Raw genomic sequence first — 18,144 nt, forward strand, 5'->3', positions numbered from 1 at the left:
ACAAGGATATCGCTCAAGGCCGCCATGGCGACAGCTAGAACGATTCAGCCGAGGCGCTCGACATCCGGCAATTCCATGGCCTGGACCTCGCCCTGGAGGAAGTCGCTGAGGCGACGCAAACGTTCACCGCCGGGGCGGGTTTTCGGCCAGACCAGGTAATAATTCAGACCACTGGCGACGGCGGTCGGCCACGGCAAACTCAGACGTCCCTGAGCCACATCTTCGGCCACCATCAGCAAGTCGCCCATCGACACCCCGTAACCTCGGGCGGCGGCAATCATCCCCAGCTCCAGCGTATCGAAGACTTGCCCGCCCTTGAGCGACACCTGCTCGGACAGGCCCATACGCTCCAGCCAACTGCGCCAATCACGACGGTCAGGAGTCGGGTGGAGCAATTCGGTACTGGCCAGCCGCTCGATATCCCATGGCTGATCATTCAACAGATTCGGTGAGCCAACCGGGATCAGCAGTTCCGGGAACAGGTAACTGGCTTCCCAGTCCGGTGGAAAATGCCCATTGCTCAATAACACCGCGCAATCGAACGGTTCGTGATTGAAGTCCACCGAGTCGACGTCCATCCAGGCGCTGGTCAGTTGCACCTCGTTGCCCGGCTGCAAATGCCGAAAGCGACTGAGTCGCGCCAACAGCCAGCGCATGGTCAGGGTCGAAGGGGCTTTCATGCGCAAGACGTCATCTTCGGCGCGCAAGGTATTGCAGGCCCGCTCCAGCGCACCAAAGCCCTCACGCACACCCGGCAGCAGCAAACGTGCGGCCTCGGTCAGTTGCAAATTGCGTCCGCTGCGTTGAAACAGCCGACAGGCAAAATGCTCCTCCAGCGTACGCACATGTCGGCTGACGGCGCTTTGGGTGATCGACAATTCTTCGGCAGCACGGGTAAACGAACTGTGCCGCGCCGCGGCCTCGAAAGCGCGAAGGGCATACAACGGAGGAAGACGACGAGACATTGGGAAAGCTCCTATAGCGCGACCCCGAAACCTTATCAGAAACTCTCCAGCATGAGTTTTAGTCATGCGAGCAATCGTTTTTATCCCTTTGTGCAAACGCTTGCGAGCGCCGAGAATCAACCCTTCCCGATTTATCTGACTAAACGAGCGTGATGATCATGCAGCATCCAGCACATACCGAACTCTGGGCCATCCTGCGGCTGGCGGGGCCGTTGATTGCCTCGCAGTTGGCGCACATGCTGATGATCCTCACCGATACCTTGATGATGGCTCGGCTCAGCCCGGAAGCCTTGGCCGGTGGCGGTCTGGGCGCGGCAAGCTATTCGTTCGTATCGATTTTCTGCATTGGCGTGATCGCGGCGGTTGGCACGCTGGTGGCGATCCGGCAGGGTGCTGGCGACATCGAAGGCGCCGCCCGGCTGACCCAGGCCGGGCTTTGGCTCGCGTGGTTGATGGCGTTGGTGGCGGGCCTGCTGCTGTGGAACCTCAAACCGGTGTTGCTGCTGTTCGGCCAGACCGAAAGCAACGTGCACGCGGCCGGCCAGTTCCTGTTGATTCTGCCGTTCGCCCTGCCCGGCTACCTGAGTTTCATGGCCTTGCGCGGTTTTACCAGCGCCATCGGCCGGACGACGCCGGTGATGGTCATCAGCCTTATCGGGACCGTGGCCAACTTCCTGCTCAACTATGCATTGATCACCGGCATGTTCGGCCTGCCTAAAATGGGTCTGATGGGGATCGGCCTGGTCACCGCCATCGTCGCCAACTGCATGGCGCTGGGCCTGGCCTGGCATATTCGCCGGCACCCGGCTTACGACGCGTACCCACTGCGCAAGGGCCTGTCACGGCCCAATCGCCAGTACTTGCGCGAGCTGTGGCGCCTGGGCCTGCCGATTGGCGGCACCTACGCGGTAGAGGTCGGCCTGTTTGCGTTCGCCGCGTTGTGCATGGGCACCATGGGCAGCACGCAATTGGCGGCGCATCAGATCGCCCTGCAAATCGTCTCGGTGGCGTTCATGATTCCGGCGGGGCTTTCGTATGCGATCACCATGCGCATCGGCCAGCACTACGGCGCCGGGCAGTTGCTCGATGCGCGCTTGGCCGGGCGGGTCGGGATTGCCTTTGGTGGCGCGGCGATGCTCGGGTTTGCCATGGTCTTCTGGCTGATGCCGAACCAACTGGTGGGACTGTTCCTGGACCATAACGACCCGGCGTTTCGCGAGGTCATTCAGCTGGCCGTGAGTCTGTTGATGGTGGCGGCGTGGTTCGAGTTTTTCGATGGCACGCAAACCATTGCCATGGGCTGTATTCGCGGCCTGAAGGACGCCAAGACCACCTTCCTGGTCGGCCTCGCCTGCTATTGGCTGATCGGTGCTCCGGCGGCGTGGTTGATGGCTTTCCACCTCCATTGGGGGCCGACTGGCGTCTGGTGGGGGCTGGCGCTGGGCCTGGCGTGCTCGGCCGTGAGCCTGACGCTGGCGTTCGAATGGAAGATGAAGCGGATGATCCGGCGTGAACCGTCATCACAGCCAGGTTTCGAAGTCGTTCAGACAGACTGAGTTTCCTGTGGGAGCAGCCGGTCGACGCTCGACTGCTCGCGATGAGGCCATGCAGGCAACATTGATGTTGACTGATACTCCGCTATCGCGAGCAGGCTCGCTCCCACAAGGGTTCGTGCCAGATGACAGATCGGCTAAACCATCACTTCCAGCGCCGGTTGGCTGGAACCGAACTCCAGATACTCAACCAGCTCAGCCAGTGGCAACGGCTTGCTAATCAGGTAACCCTGCACCTGATCACAACCAAAATCACGCAGCAGCTCAAGCTGTTCAAGGGTTTCAACGCCCTCGGCGACCACTTCCAGGTTGAGGTTGTGCGCCAGGTTTATCATCGCGTGGACCAGCTTGCGATTCTCCTCACGCGTCTCCATGCCACCGACAAAGCTCTTGTCGATCTTCAACAAGGCAATCGGCAGGCTGTTGAGGTGCACGAACGATGAGAAACCGGTGCCGAAATCGTCCAGGGAGAAACGCACGCCCAGACGCCCCAAAGCGTCCATGGTCTGCTTGACCAGATCGCTGCGGCGCATCACGGCGGTTTCCGTCAGTTCGAATTCCAGCCACTGCGCTTCGACACCGCGCTCGGCAATCAGCCGGCTCAATGTCGACAGCAACTGACTGTCCTGGAACTGTCGGAACGACAGGTTGACCGCCATGTGCAACGGCGGCAGACCGCGTTCGCGCAACGCCTGCATGTCGCGCAAGGCACGGGAAATCACCCAGTACCCCAACGGCACGATCAAACCGCTCTGCTCGGCCAATGGCACGAACTCGCTCGGCGGCAGCAGCCCGCGCTCGCCATGGCGCCAACGCACCAAAGCCTCGAGGCCGACGATCTTCCCGTCGTCGAGGTTCAGCCGCGGCTGGTAATGCAATTCCAGCTCATCGCGGCGCAAGGCCCGGCGCAGTTCGCTTTCAAGGTCGGCGAGGCTGCGTGCGTTGCGGTTGATACGTTCATTGAAGATATGGAAGGTGCAGCCTTGGGTGCTTTTGGCCTGCTGCATGGCGATATGCGCGTGCCACATCAACGGGTCGGCGCCCGCCTGCGCGCGCGCGTGGGCGATGCCCAGGCTGCAACCGATCAACAGGCTTTCGCCGTCGACCCAGTAGGGTTCGGCCATGACTTCGGTGATGCGTTCGGCTATCCACTCGGCGCGTTGCGGTGCGCGACGGGTGTCGATAAGCAAGGCGAATTCGTCGCTGCCCAGACGCGCCAGTTGATCACCGGCTTCAAGCTGGCTCTTGAGCCGCGAGACCACTTGCAGGATCAGCCGGTCACCGGCCTGGTGGCCGAGGGCATCGTTGGCGTGTCGGAAGTTGTCGAGGTCGAGGTGCCCCAGCGCCAGGCCACGGCCGTCATTCTCCGCCAGACGCGCCGCCAGCAGGGTCTGAAACCCCTGGCGGTTGGCAATCCCGGTCAGCGGGTCCTGCTCGGCGAGACGCTGCAGGGTGTTTTCAAGCACGCCGCGCTCACGCACATGGCGCAGGCTGCGGCGCAATGTATCCACATCCAGCGCATCGCGAACCAGCCAGTCGCTGACACCGTCCGGCGGGGTGGACGGTTCATGTTCGAGCAACAGCACCGTCGGCAGGTTGCAACGGCCCGGCTCCGGTTGGAGTGCGGGACTGGTCAACAGGACCGCAGTGCGGTTGTCAGCAAATAGGCTGCTCACCGACTCCCAGGTCGGTGCACTGATCAGCACAGCCGAGCTCCCCATAGGAGCCAGACACTCGCGTAACAACGCTGCCCACGCTGGCTCTTCGGCCAGTAGCAGCAAACGCAAGGGTTCGACAGGCGTAGACAAGCTAGCTCCCTAGACTCTGCAAAAGATGTTGGCGGCGGGCATTATGACGCGCAGATAAACAATGACCAATGATATTGATTATCAAACACTCTGTTGTAGCGCAGCGAATCGAACATTAGTCGCCAATTCAGCACGCATCCTGCGGGAAAGTAACAAAACCGGCAAATTTAGATAGCGTGGTACGTCACAAGTCGGAGAGAGGCGGCAGAATCTGTGCATCCTGTTAAAATGCCCGCCCTTTTCGCAAACGACTCCCTTTTCCGTCATGTCCCGACTCAATCCCCGGCAGCAAGAAGCCGTGAGCTACGTCGGCGGCCCTCTTTTGGTGCTCGCCGGTGCTGGCTCCGGCAAGACCAGTGTAATCACCCGTAAAATCGCCCACCTGATCCAGAGCTGTGGCATTCGCGCCCAGTACATCGTCGCCATGACCTTTACCAACAAGGCCGCGCGCGAGATGAAGGAGCGGGTCGGCACGTTGCTCAAGGGTGGTGAAGGACGCGGTCTGACGGTGTGCACGTTCCACAACCTTGGGCTGAACATCATCCGCAAGGAGCATGTGCGGCTGGGCTACAAACCGGGTTTCTCGATTTTTGACGAGACCGACGTCAAAGCCCTGATGACCGACATCATGCAGAAGGAATACTCGGGCGACGACGGCGTCGACGAGATCAAGAACATGATCGGCGCCTGGAAGAACGACCTGATCCTGCCGCCCGAAGCCCTGGAAAACGCCCGCAACCCCAAGGAGCAGACTGCCGCCATCGTCTACACCCACTATCAGCGCACGCTCAAGGCGTTCAACGCAGTGGATTTCGATGACCTGATCCTGCTGCCGGTGAAGCTGTTCCAGGAACACGCCGACATTCTCGAAAAGTGGCAGAACAAAGTCCGCTACCTGCTGGTGGACGAATACCAGGACACCAACGCCAGCCAGTACCTGCTGGTGAAATTGCTGATCGGCACCCGAAACCAGTTCACCGTGGTGGGCGACGACGACCAGTCGATCTACGCCTGGCGCGGTGCCCGCCCGGAAAACCTGATGCTGCTCAAGGACGACTATCCGTCCTTGAAAGTGGTGATGCTGGAGCAAAACTACCGCTCCACCAGCCGTATCCTGCGCTGTGCCAACGTACTGATCTCGAACAATCCCCACGAGTTTGAAAAACAACTGTGGAGCGAGATGGGCCATGGCGACGAGATCCGGGTGATCCGCTGCCGCAACGAAGACGCCGAAGCCGAGCGCGTGGCCGTGGAAATCCTTAGCCTGCACCTGCGCACCGACCGCCCCTACAGCGATTTCGCGATCCTCTACCGTGGTAACTACCAGGCCAAGCTGATCGAGCTGAAGCTGCAACACCACCAGGTTCCTTATCGCCTTTCCGGTGGCAACAGCTTCTTTGGACGCCAGGAAGTCAAAGACCTGATGGCCTACTTCCGCCTGATCGTGAACCCGGATGACGACAACGCCTTCCTGCGGGTGATCAACGTCCCACGCCGGGAAATCGGTTCGACCACGCTGGAAAAGCTCGGCAACTACGCGACCGAACGCAAGATCTCGATGTATGCCGCGACCGATGAAATCGGCCTGGGCGAGCATCTGGACAGCCGCTTCACCGATCGTCTGGCACGCTTCAAGCGCTTCATGGACCGCGTGCGCGAGCAGTGTGCCGGCGAAGATCCGATCTCGGCCCTGCGCAGCATGGTCATGGACATCGACTACGAGAACTGGCTGCGCACCAACAGCTCCAGCGACAAGGCCGCCGACTACCGCATGGGTAACGTCTGGTTCCTGATCGAGGCACTGAAAAACACCCTTGAAAAAGACGAAGACGGCGAAATGACCGTCGAAGACGCAATCGGCAAGCTGGTCTTGCGCGACATGCTCGAACGTCAGCAGGAAGAGGAAGACGGCGCCGAAGGCGTGCAGATGATGACCTTGCACGCTTCCAAGGGCCTGGAATTCCCCTACGTGTTCATCATGGGCATGGAAGAGGAAATCCTCCCGCACCGCTCCAGCATCGAAGCCGACACCATCGAAGAAGAACGCCGTTTGGCCTACGTCGGGATTACCCGCGCACGCCAGACCCTGGCGTTCACCTTTGCCGCCAAGCGCAAACAGTACGGCGAAATCATCGACTGCGCGCCGAGCCGTTTCCTCGATGAACTGCCGCCGGACGACCTGGCGTGGGAAGGCAACGACGACACCCCGACCGAAGTCAAAGCCGTACGTGGCAATAGCGCATTGGCGGATATACGCGCGATGTTAAAACGCTAGAATCGGCTACTTTTCAATCTACTTTCGGCGCCCGTAGCGCTAACAGAGGAAGCTGTTGTGGAAGCACTGCACAAGAAAATTCGCGAAGAAGGCATCGTGCTTTCCGACCAGGTCCTGAAAGTCGACGCCTTTCTGAACCACCAGATCGACCCGCAATTGATGAAGCTGATCGGCGACGAATTCGCCACGCTGTTCAAGGATTCGGGGATCACCAAGATCGTCACCATCGAAGCGTCGGGCATCGCTCCGGCGATCATGACCGGTCTGAACCTCGGCGTGCCGGTGATCTTCGCCCGCAAGCACCAGTCCCTGACCCTGACTGAAAACCTGCTGTCGGCGAGCGTTTACTCGTTCACCAAGCAGACCGAAAGCACCGTGGCCATCTCTCCACGTCATCTGACCAGCAGCGACCGCGTGCTGATCATCGACGACTTCCTGGCCAACGGTAAGGCGTCGCAGGCGCTGATTTCGATCATCAAACAGGCCGGCGCCACCGTGGCAGGCCTGGGTATCGTGATCGAGAAGTCGTTCCAGGGCGGCCGCGCCGAGCTGGACGCGCAAGGCTACCGCGTCGAGTCCCTGGCCCGGGTCAAATCCCTGGCTGGCGGTGTCGTGACCTTTATCGAATAACCCGCCACACCGCATATCCAGTGTGGGAGCGAGCCTGCTCGCGATGACGGAGTGTCAGCTGGCATCAATGTTGACTGACACGGCCCTATCGCGAGCAGGCTCGCTCCCGCAGTTGTTTTGTGTGGATGGTTAATACACGGTGGCCTTCAGGCCTGCCAGCAGCAACCGCTGATACAAGTCCTCCTTCAAGCCCTCAGGCGTCGTCAACTGCATCCGCTCCAGATGAACCGGGTACTCCGAGGGTTCCGGCGCATCCAGCGCAGCCTTGCCCAGCTGCAGAATTTCGGTGAGTTTGAACTTGCTCTTGAGCCAGTTCAGCGCCCGCAACAAATCCCGCTCTTCGCTGCTGAAATCACTGCCCAACGGATACTCTGGAAACAACCGAGGGTGCCGTGCAGCAATTGCCGTCAAGCGCTGCGGGCTGTTGTCGGTGAAACGCGGATCGAGGCGAAAATCCTTCGGCAGTTTGCCGGCCTTCTGCGCCTGTTCGATCAAGCCAGGCTGGAAGCGTGAATCGCTGATGTTGAGCAACGCTTCGATCACCTTGGCGTCGGTCTTGCCGCGTAAATCGGCGATGCCGTATTCGGTGATCACAATGTCGCGCAAGTGCCGTGGAATCGTGCAGTGGCCGTACGCCCAGACCATGTTCGAGCTCACTTCACCGCCCGACTCACGCCAGCTGCGCAGGATCAGAATCGAGCGCGCGCCTTCCAGCGCATGGCCCTGGACGACGAAGTTGTATTGCCCGCCGACACCGCTGAGCACCTGCCCGCCTTCCAATTGATCAGCGACACCGGCGCCGAGCAGGGTCATGGTGAATGCGCTGTTGATGAAACGCGCATCCAGGCGCTGCAAGCGCTTGAGCTCTTCCTGGCCGTACAGCTCGTTGATGTAGCTGATGGCGGTCATGTTGAATTCAGCGAGCTTGCTGTCAGGTAAATCCCGCAGTCGCTGATAGAAACTGCGCGGCCCAAGGAAAAACCCACCGTGTATCGAGATGCCGCCCACTTGAGCCGACTCATCCAGGGTCCCGGCATTGGCGTGCTGTTGCAGGGCGACGCTCGGATAAACCTTGCGCCGCACGATCCCGGCATCGGACAACGCCAGCAGACCGTTGACAAACATCTCGCTGCAACCATAAAGCCCCTTGGCAAAAGGCTCCACGCCGCCTTCACGACTGATCAGCGGCGCCCAGTAATGCGCATCAAGGTCCGTTAACAACGCACGGTAGCCGTCGTTATCCGCCTGCCGTGACAGCAACGCGGCGGTCAGCGCATCGCCCATGGCACCGATGCCGATTTGCAGGGTGCCACCGTCCCGCACCAGGGTGCTGGCATGCAGGCCGATGAAGTGATCCTGAACGCCCACCGGCATGTTCGGTGTGGAAAACAGCGTGCTGCCCTCCTCCTCGTCAATCAGCAGATCGAACGCCTCGCGCTCGACTTCCGAGTCCCCTGGCATGTACGGCAGATCGCAGTGGACCTGGCCGAGCAGCAGGATGGTTTCCCCGGCGGCGCGGCGTTTGGCGATCATCGGCAACAGGTCGAGGGTGATGTCCGGGTTGCAACTCAGGCTCAGTCGATCCGGCTGTTGCGGGTCATGAGCCACCAGTTGCGCCACCAGGTTCAACCCGGCAGCGTTGATGTCCCGGGCGGCGTGGCTGTAGTTGCTGCTGACGTAGTCCTGTTGCGCCGACGCGCTGTGCAGCAAGCTGCCGGGCTGCAGGAAGAACTGCTCGATGTGAATGTTCGCCGGGAGGCTGTCACGGTGCAGGTCGGCGAGAAAATCCAGCTCGGGATAGTCGCCAAACACGCGCTCGATGAAGGGTTCCAGAAAGCGCCGCTGCAAGCCGTCGCCCAATGCCGGACGACCCAGGCTCAACGCGGTGTAGACCGTCAGTTGCCGCTCGGGCAACCGGGCGATGCGCTGATACAGCGCGTTGACGAAGCGGTTGGGTTTGCCCAGCCCCAGTGGCAGGCCGAGGTGTATATGCGCTGGCAAACGTGCGAGCACATCATCGACTGCCTGTTCGATTGATACCGACTGCACCATCAGACCCTCCCGACCTGTCCATGAATTGAGGTCGGTTCGAGCTTGCCGCGTCCTGATCGCGATGACCAGTCTCGAGGTCAAATCCCGGGTACAAAAAAGCCGCTCGCAAGCGGCTTTTTCACTGAAGACGGGGCTTATTTCAGGCCGGACATCTTCTGGATGGCGCCTTCAAGGTCTTTCACTTCGCAGTCGCTGCAAGTGCCTTTTGGTGGCATCGCATTGAGACCTGTCAACGCTACTTTCGCCAGGCCAGCAGCAGTGCCGCCTTCTTTGTCGGCGCGTTTTTTCCAGTCTGCAGCATCACCGATTTTCGGTGCGCCCAGCAGACCCGTGCCATGGCAAGCATTGCAATGTTTGGCAATGATTTCATCGGGAGTTTTCGCTGCACCGCCGCCTACCGAAGCGGCGACTTCCATCCCCTTGCACTCCTGGCCTTGTACACAGACCTGGCCGACAGGCTCAAGGCGCTTGGCGATATCGTCAGTGGTCGACGCCTGAGCGCTGACTGCCCAAAGGGCCAATACGGTTGCTGGTGCGGCCAGCATTTTCATAATTAGATTCACGCGTACACCCTCAATGGTGGCTAGTCACGCCCACGGCCACGGTTTCGCAGGCGGGCGCAAGTATAGCGGTAAGCCCGCCACACTGAAACAACCCTAAAGTCCTAGGGGTATTACGTCGTGGCGAAATACAGCATGGGGCGACTCGCAAAACCTTGCCGGACGCCTCTTTTCCTAGAAATTTGCCGGTGTGGCTGCGCTGATTAGTCGCGCTGGCGCATCGAACGGATTTCGAAAACGGTGCGGTTTGGTGCTTTCGAAATAGTAGCTGTCCCCGGCCTCGAGCACGAATGTCTCGAGCCCGACCACCAACTCCAGCCGACCCTCGAGCAGTATTCCGGTTTCCTCGCCCTCATGGGTGAGCATCTCTTCACCGGTATCGGCGCCTGGCGGGTAAATCTCGTTGAGGAACGCGATAGCACGGCTCGGATGGGCCTTGCCGACCAGTTTCATGGTCACGGCGCCATCGGAGATATCGATCAGTTCGTTGGCTTTGTAGACGATCTGCGTCGGTTTTTCCTGAAGAATCTCCTCGGAAAAGAACTCGACCATGGACATGGGGATGCCGCCAAGGACCTTCCTCAGCGAACTGATCGAGGGGCTGACGCTGTTTTTCTCGATCATTGAAATGGTGCTATTGGTAACGCCTGCCCGCTTGGCGAGCTCTCGCTGGGATAGACCTTTCAGTTTACGGATCGATTGCAGTCGTTCACCGACGTCCAATGCATTAGCCTCCCAGGATTCAGATTGTGTAGATAGTGAGCGTTATCATGGCGACAGCGTTCAGTATTTACAACACTTGGGGCTGAATCCTGTTTGGCAAAGCGACTTCTGGTCTCGACTGCCTGCCTCAGCTCCCGGAATAGAGCCGTGGCACGCGACGCAGGTTGCAGAAGATCTGGTAGGGAATGGTCCCGGCAGCCATGGCGACGTCACTGGCAAGGATGTTTTTACCCCACAACTCGACGGTAGAACCAAGGCCGGCCTGCGGCACATCAGTCAAATCGATGCAGAGCATGTCCATCGACACCCGTCCCAGCAGCTGGCTGCGCTGCCCGGCCACCAACACCGGCGTGCCGGTGGGCGCCTGACGCGGATAACCGTCGGCATAGCCCATGGCAACCACGCCGATGCGCATCAGCTTCTGGGTGATGAACTTCGCCCCATAGCCCACCGGCTCACCGGCCGGCAATTCGCGCACGCTGATGACTTTCGATTCCAGGGTCATCACCGGCTGCAAGCGTGCCGCCACCGGATTGGCTTCTTCAAAAGGTGTCGCGCCATAAAGCATGATGCCGGGGCGAACCCAATCGCTCGGCACCTGCGGCCAGCCCAGCACCGCCGGCGAGTTACACAGGCTGACCTGTGCCGACAAGCCCTGGCGCGCCGCTTCAAACACCGCAACCTGCTCCGCCGCGCTGCTGCTATGCAGCTCATCGGCACGCGCAAAGTGACTCATCAGCACGATCTTCGAAACCTTTCCGCTGGCCAGCAAGCGCTGATACGCCGCCTGATAATCCGCGGGATGCAGGCCGACCCGATGCATGCCCGAATCCAGCTTGAGCCAGACCGTGATCGGCTTGCTCAACGCGGCTTTCTCGAGCGCTTCGAGCTGCCACAGCGAATGCACCACGCACCAGAAGTCATGCTCAACGATCAGCGACAGCTCATCGGCTTCGAAAAAGCCTTCGAGCAGCAGCACCGGCGCACGGATACCGGCGGCGCGCAGTTCCAGGGCTTCTTCGATGCAAGCCACGGCGAAACCGTCCGCCTCGGCCTCCAGGGCCTGGGCACAGCGCACCGCGCCATGGCCGTAGGCATCGGCCTTGATCACCGCGAGGGCACGCGCCCCCGAGACTTCACGGGCCAGTTGATAGTTATGACGCAGGGCTTGAAGATCGATCAGGGCACGGGCAGGACGCATGGCGGCAGACTTCTAGGCGGTCATGGGGAAGAAAAAACCGGCGCTGGCTGACGGCGTGAACCGCCAGCAGCACCGGGAGAGGGATCGTTGCTTAAACAGACCCTACGGCAGAGCAGCCACTACCGACAGCTCAACCAGGATCTCCGGTTCGCACAGCTTGGCTTCGACCGTCGCACGGGCGGGCGCGACGTTCTTTGGCAGCCAGCTGTCCCAGACACTGTTCATGCCCTGGAAATGGGCATCAATGTCTTTCAGGTAAATCGTCACCGACAGCAGTTTGGTCTTGTCGGTCCCGGCCAGATCCAGCAAACGCTCGATGTTGGCGAGGGTTTCACGAGTCTGCTGTTCAATCCCGGCATTCATGTCGTCGCCGACTTGCCCGGCCAGATACACGGTACCGTTGTGGACAACGATCTGGCTCATGCGCTCATTGGTGAGCTGGCGCTGGATTGACATGCTTTTCAGACTCCTTTGGGGTGTTGCCATAACGGGAAATATCGAGGCCTTCGGCACTGATCTGCGGCGTTTTCTTCGCCATCAAGTCGGCCAGCAAGCGGCCGGAGCCGCACGCCATGGTCCAGCCAAGTGTGCCATGACCGGTGTTCAGGAACAGGTTCTTGAACGGAGTGGCGCCAACAATCGGCGTGCCGTCCGGAGTGGTCGGACGCAGGCCGGTCCAGAAACTCGCCTCGGCCAGGTCGCCGCCCTGAGGATAAAGATCGTTGACGATCATCTCCAGCGTTTCACGTCGACGCGGGTTCAGCGACAGGTCAAAACCGGCTATCTCAGCCATGCCGCCGACACGAATGCGGGTATCGAAACGGGTGATCGCAACCTTGTAGGTCTCGTCGAGAATAGTCGACGTCGGGGCCATCGCCGGATTTGTGATCGGCACGGTCAGCGAGTAGCCCTTGAGCGGGTACACCGGGGCCTTGATGCCCAACGGCTTGAGCAGCTTCGGCGAGTAGCTGCCGAGCGCCAATACATAGCGGTCGGCGGTTTCCAGCTTGCCGTCGATCCACACGCCGTTGATCCGGTCACCGGCGTAGTCGAGGCGCTGAATGTCCTGGTCAAAGCGGAATTCCACGCCCAGTTTCACGGCCATTTCGGCCAGGCGCGTGGTGAAGATCTGGCAGTCACCGGTCTGGTCGTTCGGCAGGCGCAAGGCACCGGCGAGGATATCGGTCACGCTGGCCAGCGCTGGTTCGACGCGGGCAATGCCGGCGCGGTCGAGCAGTTCAAAGGGCACGCCGGACTCTTTCAGGACCGCGATGTCTTTTGCCGCGCCATCCAGCTGCGCCTGAGTGCGGAACAGTTGAGTGGTCCCCAGGGTGCGGCCTTCGTAGGCAATGCCGGTTTCAGCACGCAGTTCATCGAGGCAGTCACGGCTGTACTCGGACAGGCGGACCATGCGCTCCTTGTTCACCGCATAACGGTTGGCGGTGCAGTTGCGCAGCATCTGCGCCATCCACAGGTATTGGTCGATATCGGCGGTGGCCTTGATCGCCAGCGGTGCGTGGCGTTGCAGCAGCCATTTGATGGCTTTGAGCGGCACGCCCGGCGCGGCCCACGGCGAGGCATAACCCGGCGAGACCTGGCCGGCGTTGGCGAAACTGGTTTCCATGGCAGCAGCCGGCTGACGGTCTACAACCGTTACTTCAAACCCGGCCCGAGCCAGATAGTAGGCACTGGCGGTACCGATGACGCCGCTACCCAAGACCAGAACGCGCATTTTCGTATCCCTCATCGCGGCTTACCGCTGACGTTTGTTGTACAAATCACAGATGTGCGCAGTGTAAAAAACATTGGCCAGTGCTTTTCACTATATAAGTGCCTATATTTGGCGACAATTCTCGGCAAAATCCCTTTTTACGGAGGCGCATCCCCTATGCGGACCAATACTCAAACGAAACGTGAGCTGGACAAGATCGACCGCAACATCCTGCGCATCCTTCAGGCAGACGGGCGGATTTCGTTTACCGAGCTAGGGGAAAAGGTCGGGTTGTCGACCACGCCCTGCACCGAGCGGGTGCGACGCCTGGAGCGCGAAGGGATCATCATGGGCTACAACGCCCGGCTCAACCCGCAGCACCTCAAGGGCAGCCTGCTGGTGTTCGTCGAGATCAGCCTCGACTACAAGTCCGGCGATACCTTCGAAGAGTTCCGACGCGCCGTACTGAAACTGCCGCACGTACTGGAATGCCACCTGGTGTCAGGGGACTTCGACTACCTGGTGAAGGCGCGGATTTCCGAGATGGCCTCGTACCGCAAACTGCTGGGCGACATCCTGCTCAAATTGCCCCACGTGCGTGAGTCCAAGAGCTATATCGTGATGGAAGAAGTGAAAGAGAGCCTGAACCTGCCGATTCCGGATTGAGGTCAGGGCTGAGGAAATGGTTGCCAGAGCAGGCGCCATCGCGAGCAGGCTCGCTCCCACAGTAGATTTTCAGCGGGCACTGTTTTGTGTACGACAAGGCCCCAATGTGGGAGCGAGCCTGCTCGCGATTGAAGCGACTCGATCTACCTGAAGCAACGGTGCTTCTAAACCAACACCTGCCGGGTGCTGGCCATGTATTCATGGATCTGCTTCTCGACCCGAGGGTGAATCAACTCCACCGGGCGGCGACCATTAGGGCATGGCAAGGTCTTGGTGGTGCCGAACAACCGACAGATCAACGGCCGCTCGTCATACACCGTGCAGCCATCGGGGCCCAGGTGCACGCAGTTCAGTTCGTCCATCGCAGCGTCCTGCTCGGCCCTGGTCTTACGCGGCAGGCGCGACATTTCTTCTGGCGAAGTGGTCACCGGGCCACAGCAGTCATGGCAGCCGGGCACGCACTCGAACGAGGGGATTTGCTGGCGAAGAGCGCGGATTTTCTGACTGTTGCAGCTCATCGAAGCGAGTACCGGAAAAGTGAACGGGGTGGGATTTTGCCCTAAAAGCCTCGCGCCAGACAGCGTAAGCCGATCAGTGTTGCCCACGCCGAAAGGTCCGGCTTATGCTCCGTAAAATTTACTAAACACACGAAACCCGGATGACGCACATGAACGCCCGCGTTCTGCAACCTGCCCCGAACAACCGGCACACGGCGTCTTACTACGCCGCCAGCAGCCTGCCGCAGCCCGATTATCCGGCGCTCGAAGGCGAACTGCTGGCGGACGTGTGCGTGGTGGGCGGCGGGTTCTCCGGACTGAACACCGCCATCGAACTGGCCGAACGCGGCCGCAGCGTGGTGCTGCTCGAAGCGCGCAAGATCGGCTGGGGCGCCAGCGGGCGCAATGGCGGACAACTGATTCGCGGGATCGGTCATGGCCTCGATCAGTTTGCCGAGGTGATCGGCACGGACGGCGTCCGTCAGATGAAACTCATGGGCCTGGAAGCGGTGGAAATCGTCCGGCAACGGATCGCGCATTTTCAGATCGCCTGCGACCTGACCTGGGGTTATTGCGACCTGGCCAACAAACCTCGCGACCTTGAAGGTTTCGCCGAAGATGCGGCCGAGCTGCGTAGCCTCGGCTATCGCCATGAGACCCGACTGCTGCAAGCCCACGAAATGCACAGCGTGGTCGGCTCCGACCGCTATGTCGGTGGCCTGATCGACATGGGTTCCGGGCATCTGCACCCGCTGAACCTGGCCTTGGGCGAAGCTGCCGCGGCGCAGCAACTGGGCGTGAAACTGTTCGAACTATCGGCCGTGACCCGCATCGACTATGGCAGCGAGGTCAAGGTCCACACCGCGCAAGGCTCGGTCCGCGCCAAGACCCTGGTGCTCGGCTGCAACGCCTACCTCAACAACCTTAACCCCGAGCTCAGCGGCAAAGTGCTGCCCGCCGGCAGTTACATCATCGCCACCGAACCCTTGAGCGCAGCGCAGGCCCACGCATTACTGCCGCAGAACATGGCGGTCTGCGACCAGCGAGTGGCGCTGGACTACTACCGACTCTCGGCGGATCGGCGCTTGCTGTTCGGCGGCGCCTGCCACTATTCCGGTCGCGATCCGTCGGACATCGCCGCGTATATGCGCCCGAAGATGCTCGACGTCTTCCCGCAACTGGCCGGGGTGAAGATCGACTATCAATGGGGCGGGATGATCGGCATCGGCGCCAACCGCCTGCCGCAGATCGGCCGGCTCCAGGACCAGCCGAATGTGTATTACGCCCAGGCCTATTCCGGTCATGGGCTGAACGCTACCCACCTGGCCGGCAAGCTGCTGGCCGAAGCCATCAGCGGTCAGCAAGGTGGCGGGTTCGATCTGTTCGCCAAGGTGCCGCACATTACCTTTCCGGGCGGGAAGTACTTGCGGTCGCCGTTGTTGGCGCTGGGGATGTTGTGGCACCGGCTTAAAGAACTGGCCTGAAAGCTGGCCTGCGTTCTTACCGGCCTCATCGCAAGCAGGCTCGCTCCCACAGACATCTACAGTGAACACACATTTTGTGAGCACCGGTGATCAATTGTGGGAGCGAGCCTGCTCGCGATTCGATCGAAAGGGCGCCATCACACTCAGATCCGCCAAAAGGGTTTGAGCCCCTCCTCCCGCGCCTCTGCACGACTCAGCCCCACATCGCGCAACTGCTCGGGCGAAAGCTCAAGCAAGGACTTGCGCGTGTGCAGACGATGCCAGAACAGCCCCCAGCGACCGAGACCGGACGGGGCATTGCGCAGCGTTGACGCGCGCATGCCCTTTTCCTGCCCAGCCTCCAGTTCCTGACTGTGTAACGTCAGCCGCACATCGCTCAAGCCGCTCATTTTGATTGCTCCTGTTTACTTGGGTCGCCAGAGATTCCATGATGCGCGGGGTGGCAAAACCGTTACAGATTCAAAGGAGCTGTATTACTTCCATACAGATTTGCCGTTTTAGCGACTGAATCCTGTATTTTTGCCCCATCTGTACTGGTCCCCTGAATCTCTTCACCGAGGCTGCACCATGACTCTTTACGTCAACCTCGCCGAATTGCTCGGCACGCGTATCGAACAGGGCTTCTACCGTCCGGGCGATCGACTGCCGTCTGTACGGGCATTGAGTGTCGAGCACGGGGTCAGCCTGAGCACGGTGCAGCAGGCCTATCGGGTTCTGGAAGACAGCGGGCTGGCAATGCCGAAGCCGAAATCCGGCTACTTCGTGCCGGCCGGGCGCGAGCTGCCGGAGTTGCCGGTCGTTGGCCGCCCGGCCCAGCGTCCGGTGGACATTTCCCAGTGGGATCAGGTGCTGGAGCTGATTCGCGCCGTCCCACGCAAGGACATCGTGCAGCTCGGTCGCGGCATGCCGGACGTCACCACACCAACCATGAAGCCTCTACTGCGCGGGTTGGCACGGATCAGTCGACGGCAGGACATGCCCGGCCTGTATTACGACAACATCTACGGAATCCTCGAACTGCGCGAACAGATTGCGCGCCTGATGCTCGACTCCGGCTGTCAACTGAGCGCCAACGACCTGGTGATCACCACCGGCTGCCACGAAGCGCTGTCCACCAGCATTCGCGCGATCTGCGAGCAGGGCGACATCGTGGCCGTCGACTCGCCGAGCTTTCACGGCGCCATGCAGACCCTCAAAGGGCTGGGCATGAAAGCCCTGGAAATACCCACCGACCCGATTACCGGGATCAGTCTCGAGGCGCTGGAACTGGCGCTGGAACAGTGGCCAATCAAAGCCATACAGTTGACCCCCAACTGCAACAATCCATTGGGGTACATCATGCCGGAGGCGCGCAAGCGGGCACTGCTGACCCTGGCACAGCGCTTCGATGTGGCAATCATTGAGGACGATGTGTATGGCGAACTGGCCTACACCTACCCTCGTCCCCGCACGATCAAATCCTTCGACGAAGACGGCCGCGTCCTGCTCTGCAGCTCGTTTTCGAAGACCCTGGCACCGGGGCTGCGCATCGGCTGGGTCGCGCCGGGCCGGTATCTGGAGCGGGTGCTGCACATGAAATACATCAGCACCGGCTCCACCGCGCCACAACCACAAATCGCCATCGCCGAATTCCTCAAGGGCGGGCACTTCGAACCGCATTTGCGGCGGATGCGCACGCAATACCAGCGAAATCGCGACCTGATGCTCGACTGGGTCAGCCGCTACTTTCCTGCAGGTACCCGCGCCAGCCGCCCGCAAGGCAGCTTCATGCTGTGGGTCGAACTGCCGGAAAGTTTCGACACACTGAAACTGAATCGTGCGCTGATCGACCAAGGCGTACAGATTGCCGTCGGCAGTATTTTTTCCGCCTCGGGCAAATACCGCAATTGCCTGCGCATGAACTACTCGGCCAAACCGACACCGCAGGTTGAAGAGGCGGTGCGCAAGGTCGGCGCGGCAGCGATCAAGCTACTGGCCGAGCATCACGAGGACACATAACGCAATCAACCGACGCCTGAG

16 protein-coding genes are annotated in these 18,144 nt (G+C 60.5%); 6 read left to right on the forward strand and 10 right to left on the reverse strand.

The genetic code is table 11. From position 1 onward, the window contains the following. Window positions 1-44 precede the first annotated feature (44 nt). The gene (locus AC1DIH_RS09945; RefSeq protein WP_477771550.1) at window positions 45-965 is read right to left on the reverse strand and encodes a LysR substrate-binding domain-containing protein; all 921 of its coding nucleotides are present in this window, start codon (window positions 963-965) and stop codon (window positions 45-47) included. 158 nt (window positions 966-1,123) lie between these two features. Between AC1DIH_RS09945 and AC1DIH_RS09950 the strand changes: the two genes are divergently transcribed. After that, window positions 1,124-2,521, forward strand: a complete 1,398-nt coding sequence (locus AC1DIH_RS09950; protein ID WP_477771551.1) for a NorM family multidrug efflux MATE transporter — start codon at window positions 1,124-1,126, stop codon at window positions 2,519-2,521. A gap of 134 nt (window positions 2,522-2,655) precedes the next feature. Here AC1DIH_RS09950 and AC1DIH_RS09955 read toward each other — a convergent pair whose 3' ends face one another. Beyond that, on the reverse strand, window positions 2,656-4,326 hold the full coding sequence (locus tag AC1DIH_RS09955; RefSeq protein WP_427538913.1) for a putative bifunctional diguanylate cyclase/phosphodiesterase: 1,671 nt from the start codon (window positions 4,324-4,326) through the stop codon (window positions 2,656-2,658). A 265-nt stretch (window positions 4,327-4,591) separates the two neighbouring features. On the opposite strand from AC1DIH_RS09955, the gene rep reads away from it, so the two are divergent. Both rep and AC1DIH_RS09965 read left to right on the forward strand, forming a co-directional pair. Beyond that, window positions 4,592-6,601, forward strand: coding sequence for a DNA helicase Rep (gene rep, locus AC1DIH_RS09960; RefSeq protein WP_427529625.1), 2,010 nt, complete (start codon window positions 4,592-4,594; stop codon window positions 6,599-6,601). A 57-nt stretch (window positions 6,602-6,658) separates the two neighbouring features. Further along, the gene (locus tag AC1DIH_RS09965) at window positions 6,659-7,231 is read left to right on the forward strand and encodes a xanthine phosphoribosyltransferase (RefSeq protein WP_103314714.1); all 573 of its coding nucleotides are present in this window, start codon (window positions 6,659-6,661) and stop codon (window positions 7,229-7,231) included. Window positions 7,232-7,360: 129 nt separating this feature from the next. Here AC1DIH_RS09965 and AC1DIH_RS09970 read toward each other — a convergent pair whose 3' ends face one another. The 6 genes from AC1DIH_RS09970 to dadA form a co-directional block, all read right to left on the reverse strand. Further along, window positions 7,361-9,283, reverse strand: coding sequence for an acetyl-CoA hydrolase/transferase C-terminal domain-containing protein (locus AC1DIH_RS09970; protein WP_477771552.1), 1,923 nt, complete (start codon window positions 9,281-9,283; stop codon window positions 7,361-7,363). 134 nt (window positions 9,284-9,417) lie between these two features. After that, window positions 9,418-9,834, reverse strand: a complete 417-nt coding sequence (locus AC1DIH_RS09975) for a c-type cytochrome (protein ID WP_019694257.1) — start codon at window positions 9,832-9,834, stop codon at window positions 9,418-9,420. A 183-nt stretch (window positions 9,835-10,017) separates the two neighbouring features. Next, complete coding sequence (locus AC1DIH_RS09980) at window positions 10,018-10,566, reverse strand: cupin domain-containing protein (RefSeq protein WP_019694258.1); 549 nt, start codon at window positions 10,564-10,566, stop codon at window positions 10,018-10,020. Window positions 10,567-10,693: 127 nt separating this feature from the next. Next, window positions 10,694-11,767: an alanine racemase gene (gene alr, locus AC1DIH_RS09985; RefSeq protein ID WP_477771553.1), complete on the reverse strand. Its 1,074-nt coding sequence runs from the start codon at window positions 11,765-11,767 to the stop codon at window positions 10,694-10,696. A 102-nt stretch (window positions 11,768-11,869) separates the two neighbouring features. Then, complete coding sequence (locus AC1DIH_RS09990) at window positions 11,870-12,223, reverse strand: RidA family protein (protein ID WP_427529617.1); 354 nt, start codon at window positions 12,221-12,223, stop codon at window positions 11,870-11,872. Beyond that, the gene (gene dadA / locus AC1DIH_RS09995) at window positions 12,195-13,499 is read right to left on the reverse strand and encodes a D-amino acid dehydrogenase (protein WP_477771554.1); all 1,305 of its coding nucleotides are present in this window, start codon (window positions 13,497-13,499) and stop codon (window positions 12,195-12,197) included. The genes AC1DIH_RS09990 and dadA overlap by 29 nt, the downstream gene beginning before the upstream one ends. Window positions 13,500-13,655: 156 nt before the next feature. Between dadA and AC1DIH_RS10000 the strand changes: the two genes are divergently transcribed. After that, window positions 13,656-14,144 carry an Lrp/AsnC ligand binding domain-containing protein gene (locus tag AC1DIH_RS10000; RefSeq protein WP_003206849.1) on the forward strand — a complete coding sequence of 163 codons (489 nt, stop codon included), beginning with the start codon at window positions 13,656-13,658 and terminating at the stop codon, window positions 14,142-14,144. Between the two features lie 164 nt (window positions 14,145-14,308). Here the strand turns inward: AC1DIH_RS10000 and AC1DIH_RS10005 are convergent, their stop codons facing one another. Then, window positions 14,309-14,662 (reverse strand): YkgJ family cysteine cluster protein, encoded by a 354-nt coding sequence (locus tag AC1DIH_RS10005; RefSeq protein ID WP_145014159.1) that lies wholly within the window; start codon window positions 14,660-14,662, stop codon window positions 14,309-14,311. A 149-nt stretch (window positions 14,663-14,811) separates the two neighbouring features. On the opposite strand from AC1DIH_RS10005, the gene AC1DIH_RS10010 reads away from it, so the two are divergent. Next, the gene (locus tag AC1DIH_RS10010; RefSeq protein ID WP_477771555.1) at window positions 14,812-16,125 is read left to right on the forward strand and encodes an NAD(P)/FAD-dependent oxidoreductase; all 1,314 of its coding nucleotides are present in this window, start codon (window positions 14,812-14,814) and stop codon (window positions 16,123-16,125) included. 143 nt (window positions 16,126-16,268) lie between these two features. On the opposite strand, the gene AC1DIH_RS10015 is transcribed toward AC1DIH_RS10010, so the two are convergent. Further along, a complete protein-coding gene (locus AC1DIH_RS10015) occupies window positions 16,269-16,514 on the reverse strand; it encodes a DUF1127 domain-containing protein (protein ID WP_477771556.1) in 246 nt (81 codons plus the stop codon). 178 nt (window positions 16,515-16,692) lie between these two features. Here AC1DIH_RS10015 and AC1DIH_RS10020 point away from each other — a divergent pair, with 178 nt between their 5' ends. Beyond that, window positions 16,693-18,123 (forward strand): aminotransferase-like domain-containing protein, encoded by a 1,431-nt coding sequence (locus AC1DIH_RS10020; protein WP_477771557.1) that lies wholly within the window; start codon window positions 16,693-16,695, stop codon window positions 18,121-18,123. Window positions 18,124-18,144: the final 21 nt, after the last annotated feature.

It is taken from the genome of Pseudomonas sp. 05N36 (genome assembly GCF_056397385.1).

Coding starts and splice junctions, on each gene's coding strand:
- AC1DIH_RS09945 (WP_477771550.1), bottom strand. CDS start 965: ATGTCTCGTCGTCTTCCTCCGTTGTATGCCCTTCGCGCTTTCGAGGCC.
- AC1DIH_RS09950 (WP_477771551.1), top strand. CDS start 1,124: ATGCAGCATCCAGCACATACCGAACTCTGGGCCATCCTGCGGCTGGCG.
- rep (WP_427529625.1), top strand. CDS start 4,592: ATGTCCCGACTCAATCCCCGGCAGCAAGAAGCCGTGAGCTACGTCGGC.
- AC1DIH_RS09970 (WP_477771552.1), bottom strand. CDS start 9,283: ATGGTGCAGTCGGTATCAATCGAACAGGCAGTCGATGATGTGCTCGCA.
- AC1DIH_RS09975 (WP_019694257.1), bottom strand. CDS start 9,834: ATGAAAATGCTGGCCGCACCAGCAACCGTATTGGCCCTTTGGGCAGTC.
- alr (WP_477771553.1), bottom strand. CDS start 11,767: ATGCGTCCTGCCCGTGCCCTGATCGATCTTCAAGCCCTGCGTCATAAC.
- AC1DIH_RS09990 (WP_427529617.1), bottom strand. CDS start 12,223: ATGTCAATCCAGCGCCAGCTCACCAATGAGCGCATGAGCCAGATCGTT.
- dadA (WP_477771554.1), bottom strand. CDS start 13,499: ATGCGCGTTCTGGTCTTGGGTAGCGGCGTCATCGGTACCGCCAGTGCC.
- AC1DIH_RS10000 (WP_003206849.1), top strand. CDS start 13,656: ATGCGGACCAATACTCAAACGAAACGTGAGCTGGACAAGATCGACCGC.
- AC1DIH_RS10005 (WP_145014159.1), bottom strand. CDS start 14,662: ATGAGCTGCAACAGTCAGAAAATCCGCGCTCTTCGCCAGCAAATCCCC.
- AC1DIH_RS10010 (WP_477771555.1), top strand. CDS start 14,812: ATGAACGCCCGCGTTCTGCAACCTGCCCCGAACAACCGGCACACGGCG.
- AC1DIH_RS10015 (WP_477771556.1), bottom strand. CDS start 16,514: ATGAGCGGCTTGAGCGATGTGCGGCTGACGTTACACAGTCAGGAACTG.
- AC1DIH_RS10020 (WP_477771557.1), top strand. CDS start 16,693: ATGACTCTTTACGTCAACCTCGCCGAATTGCTCGGCACGCGTATCGAA.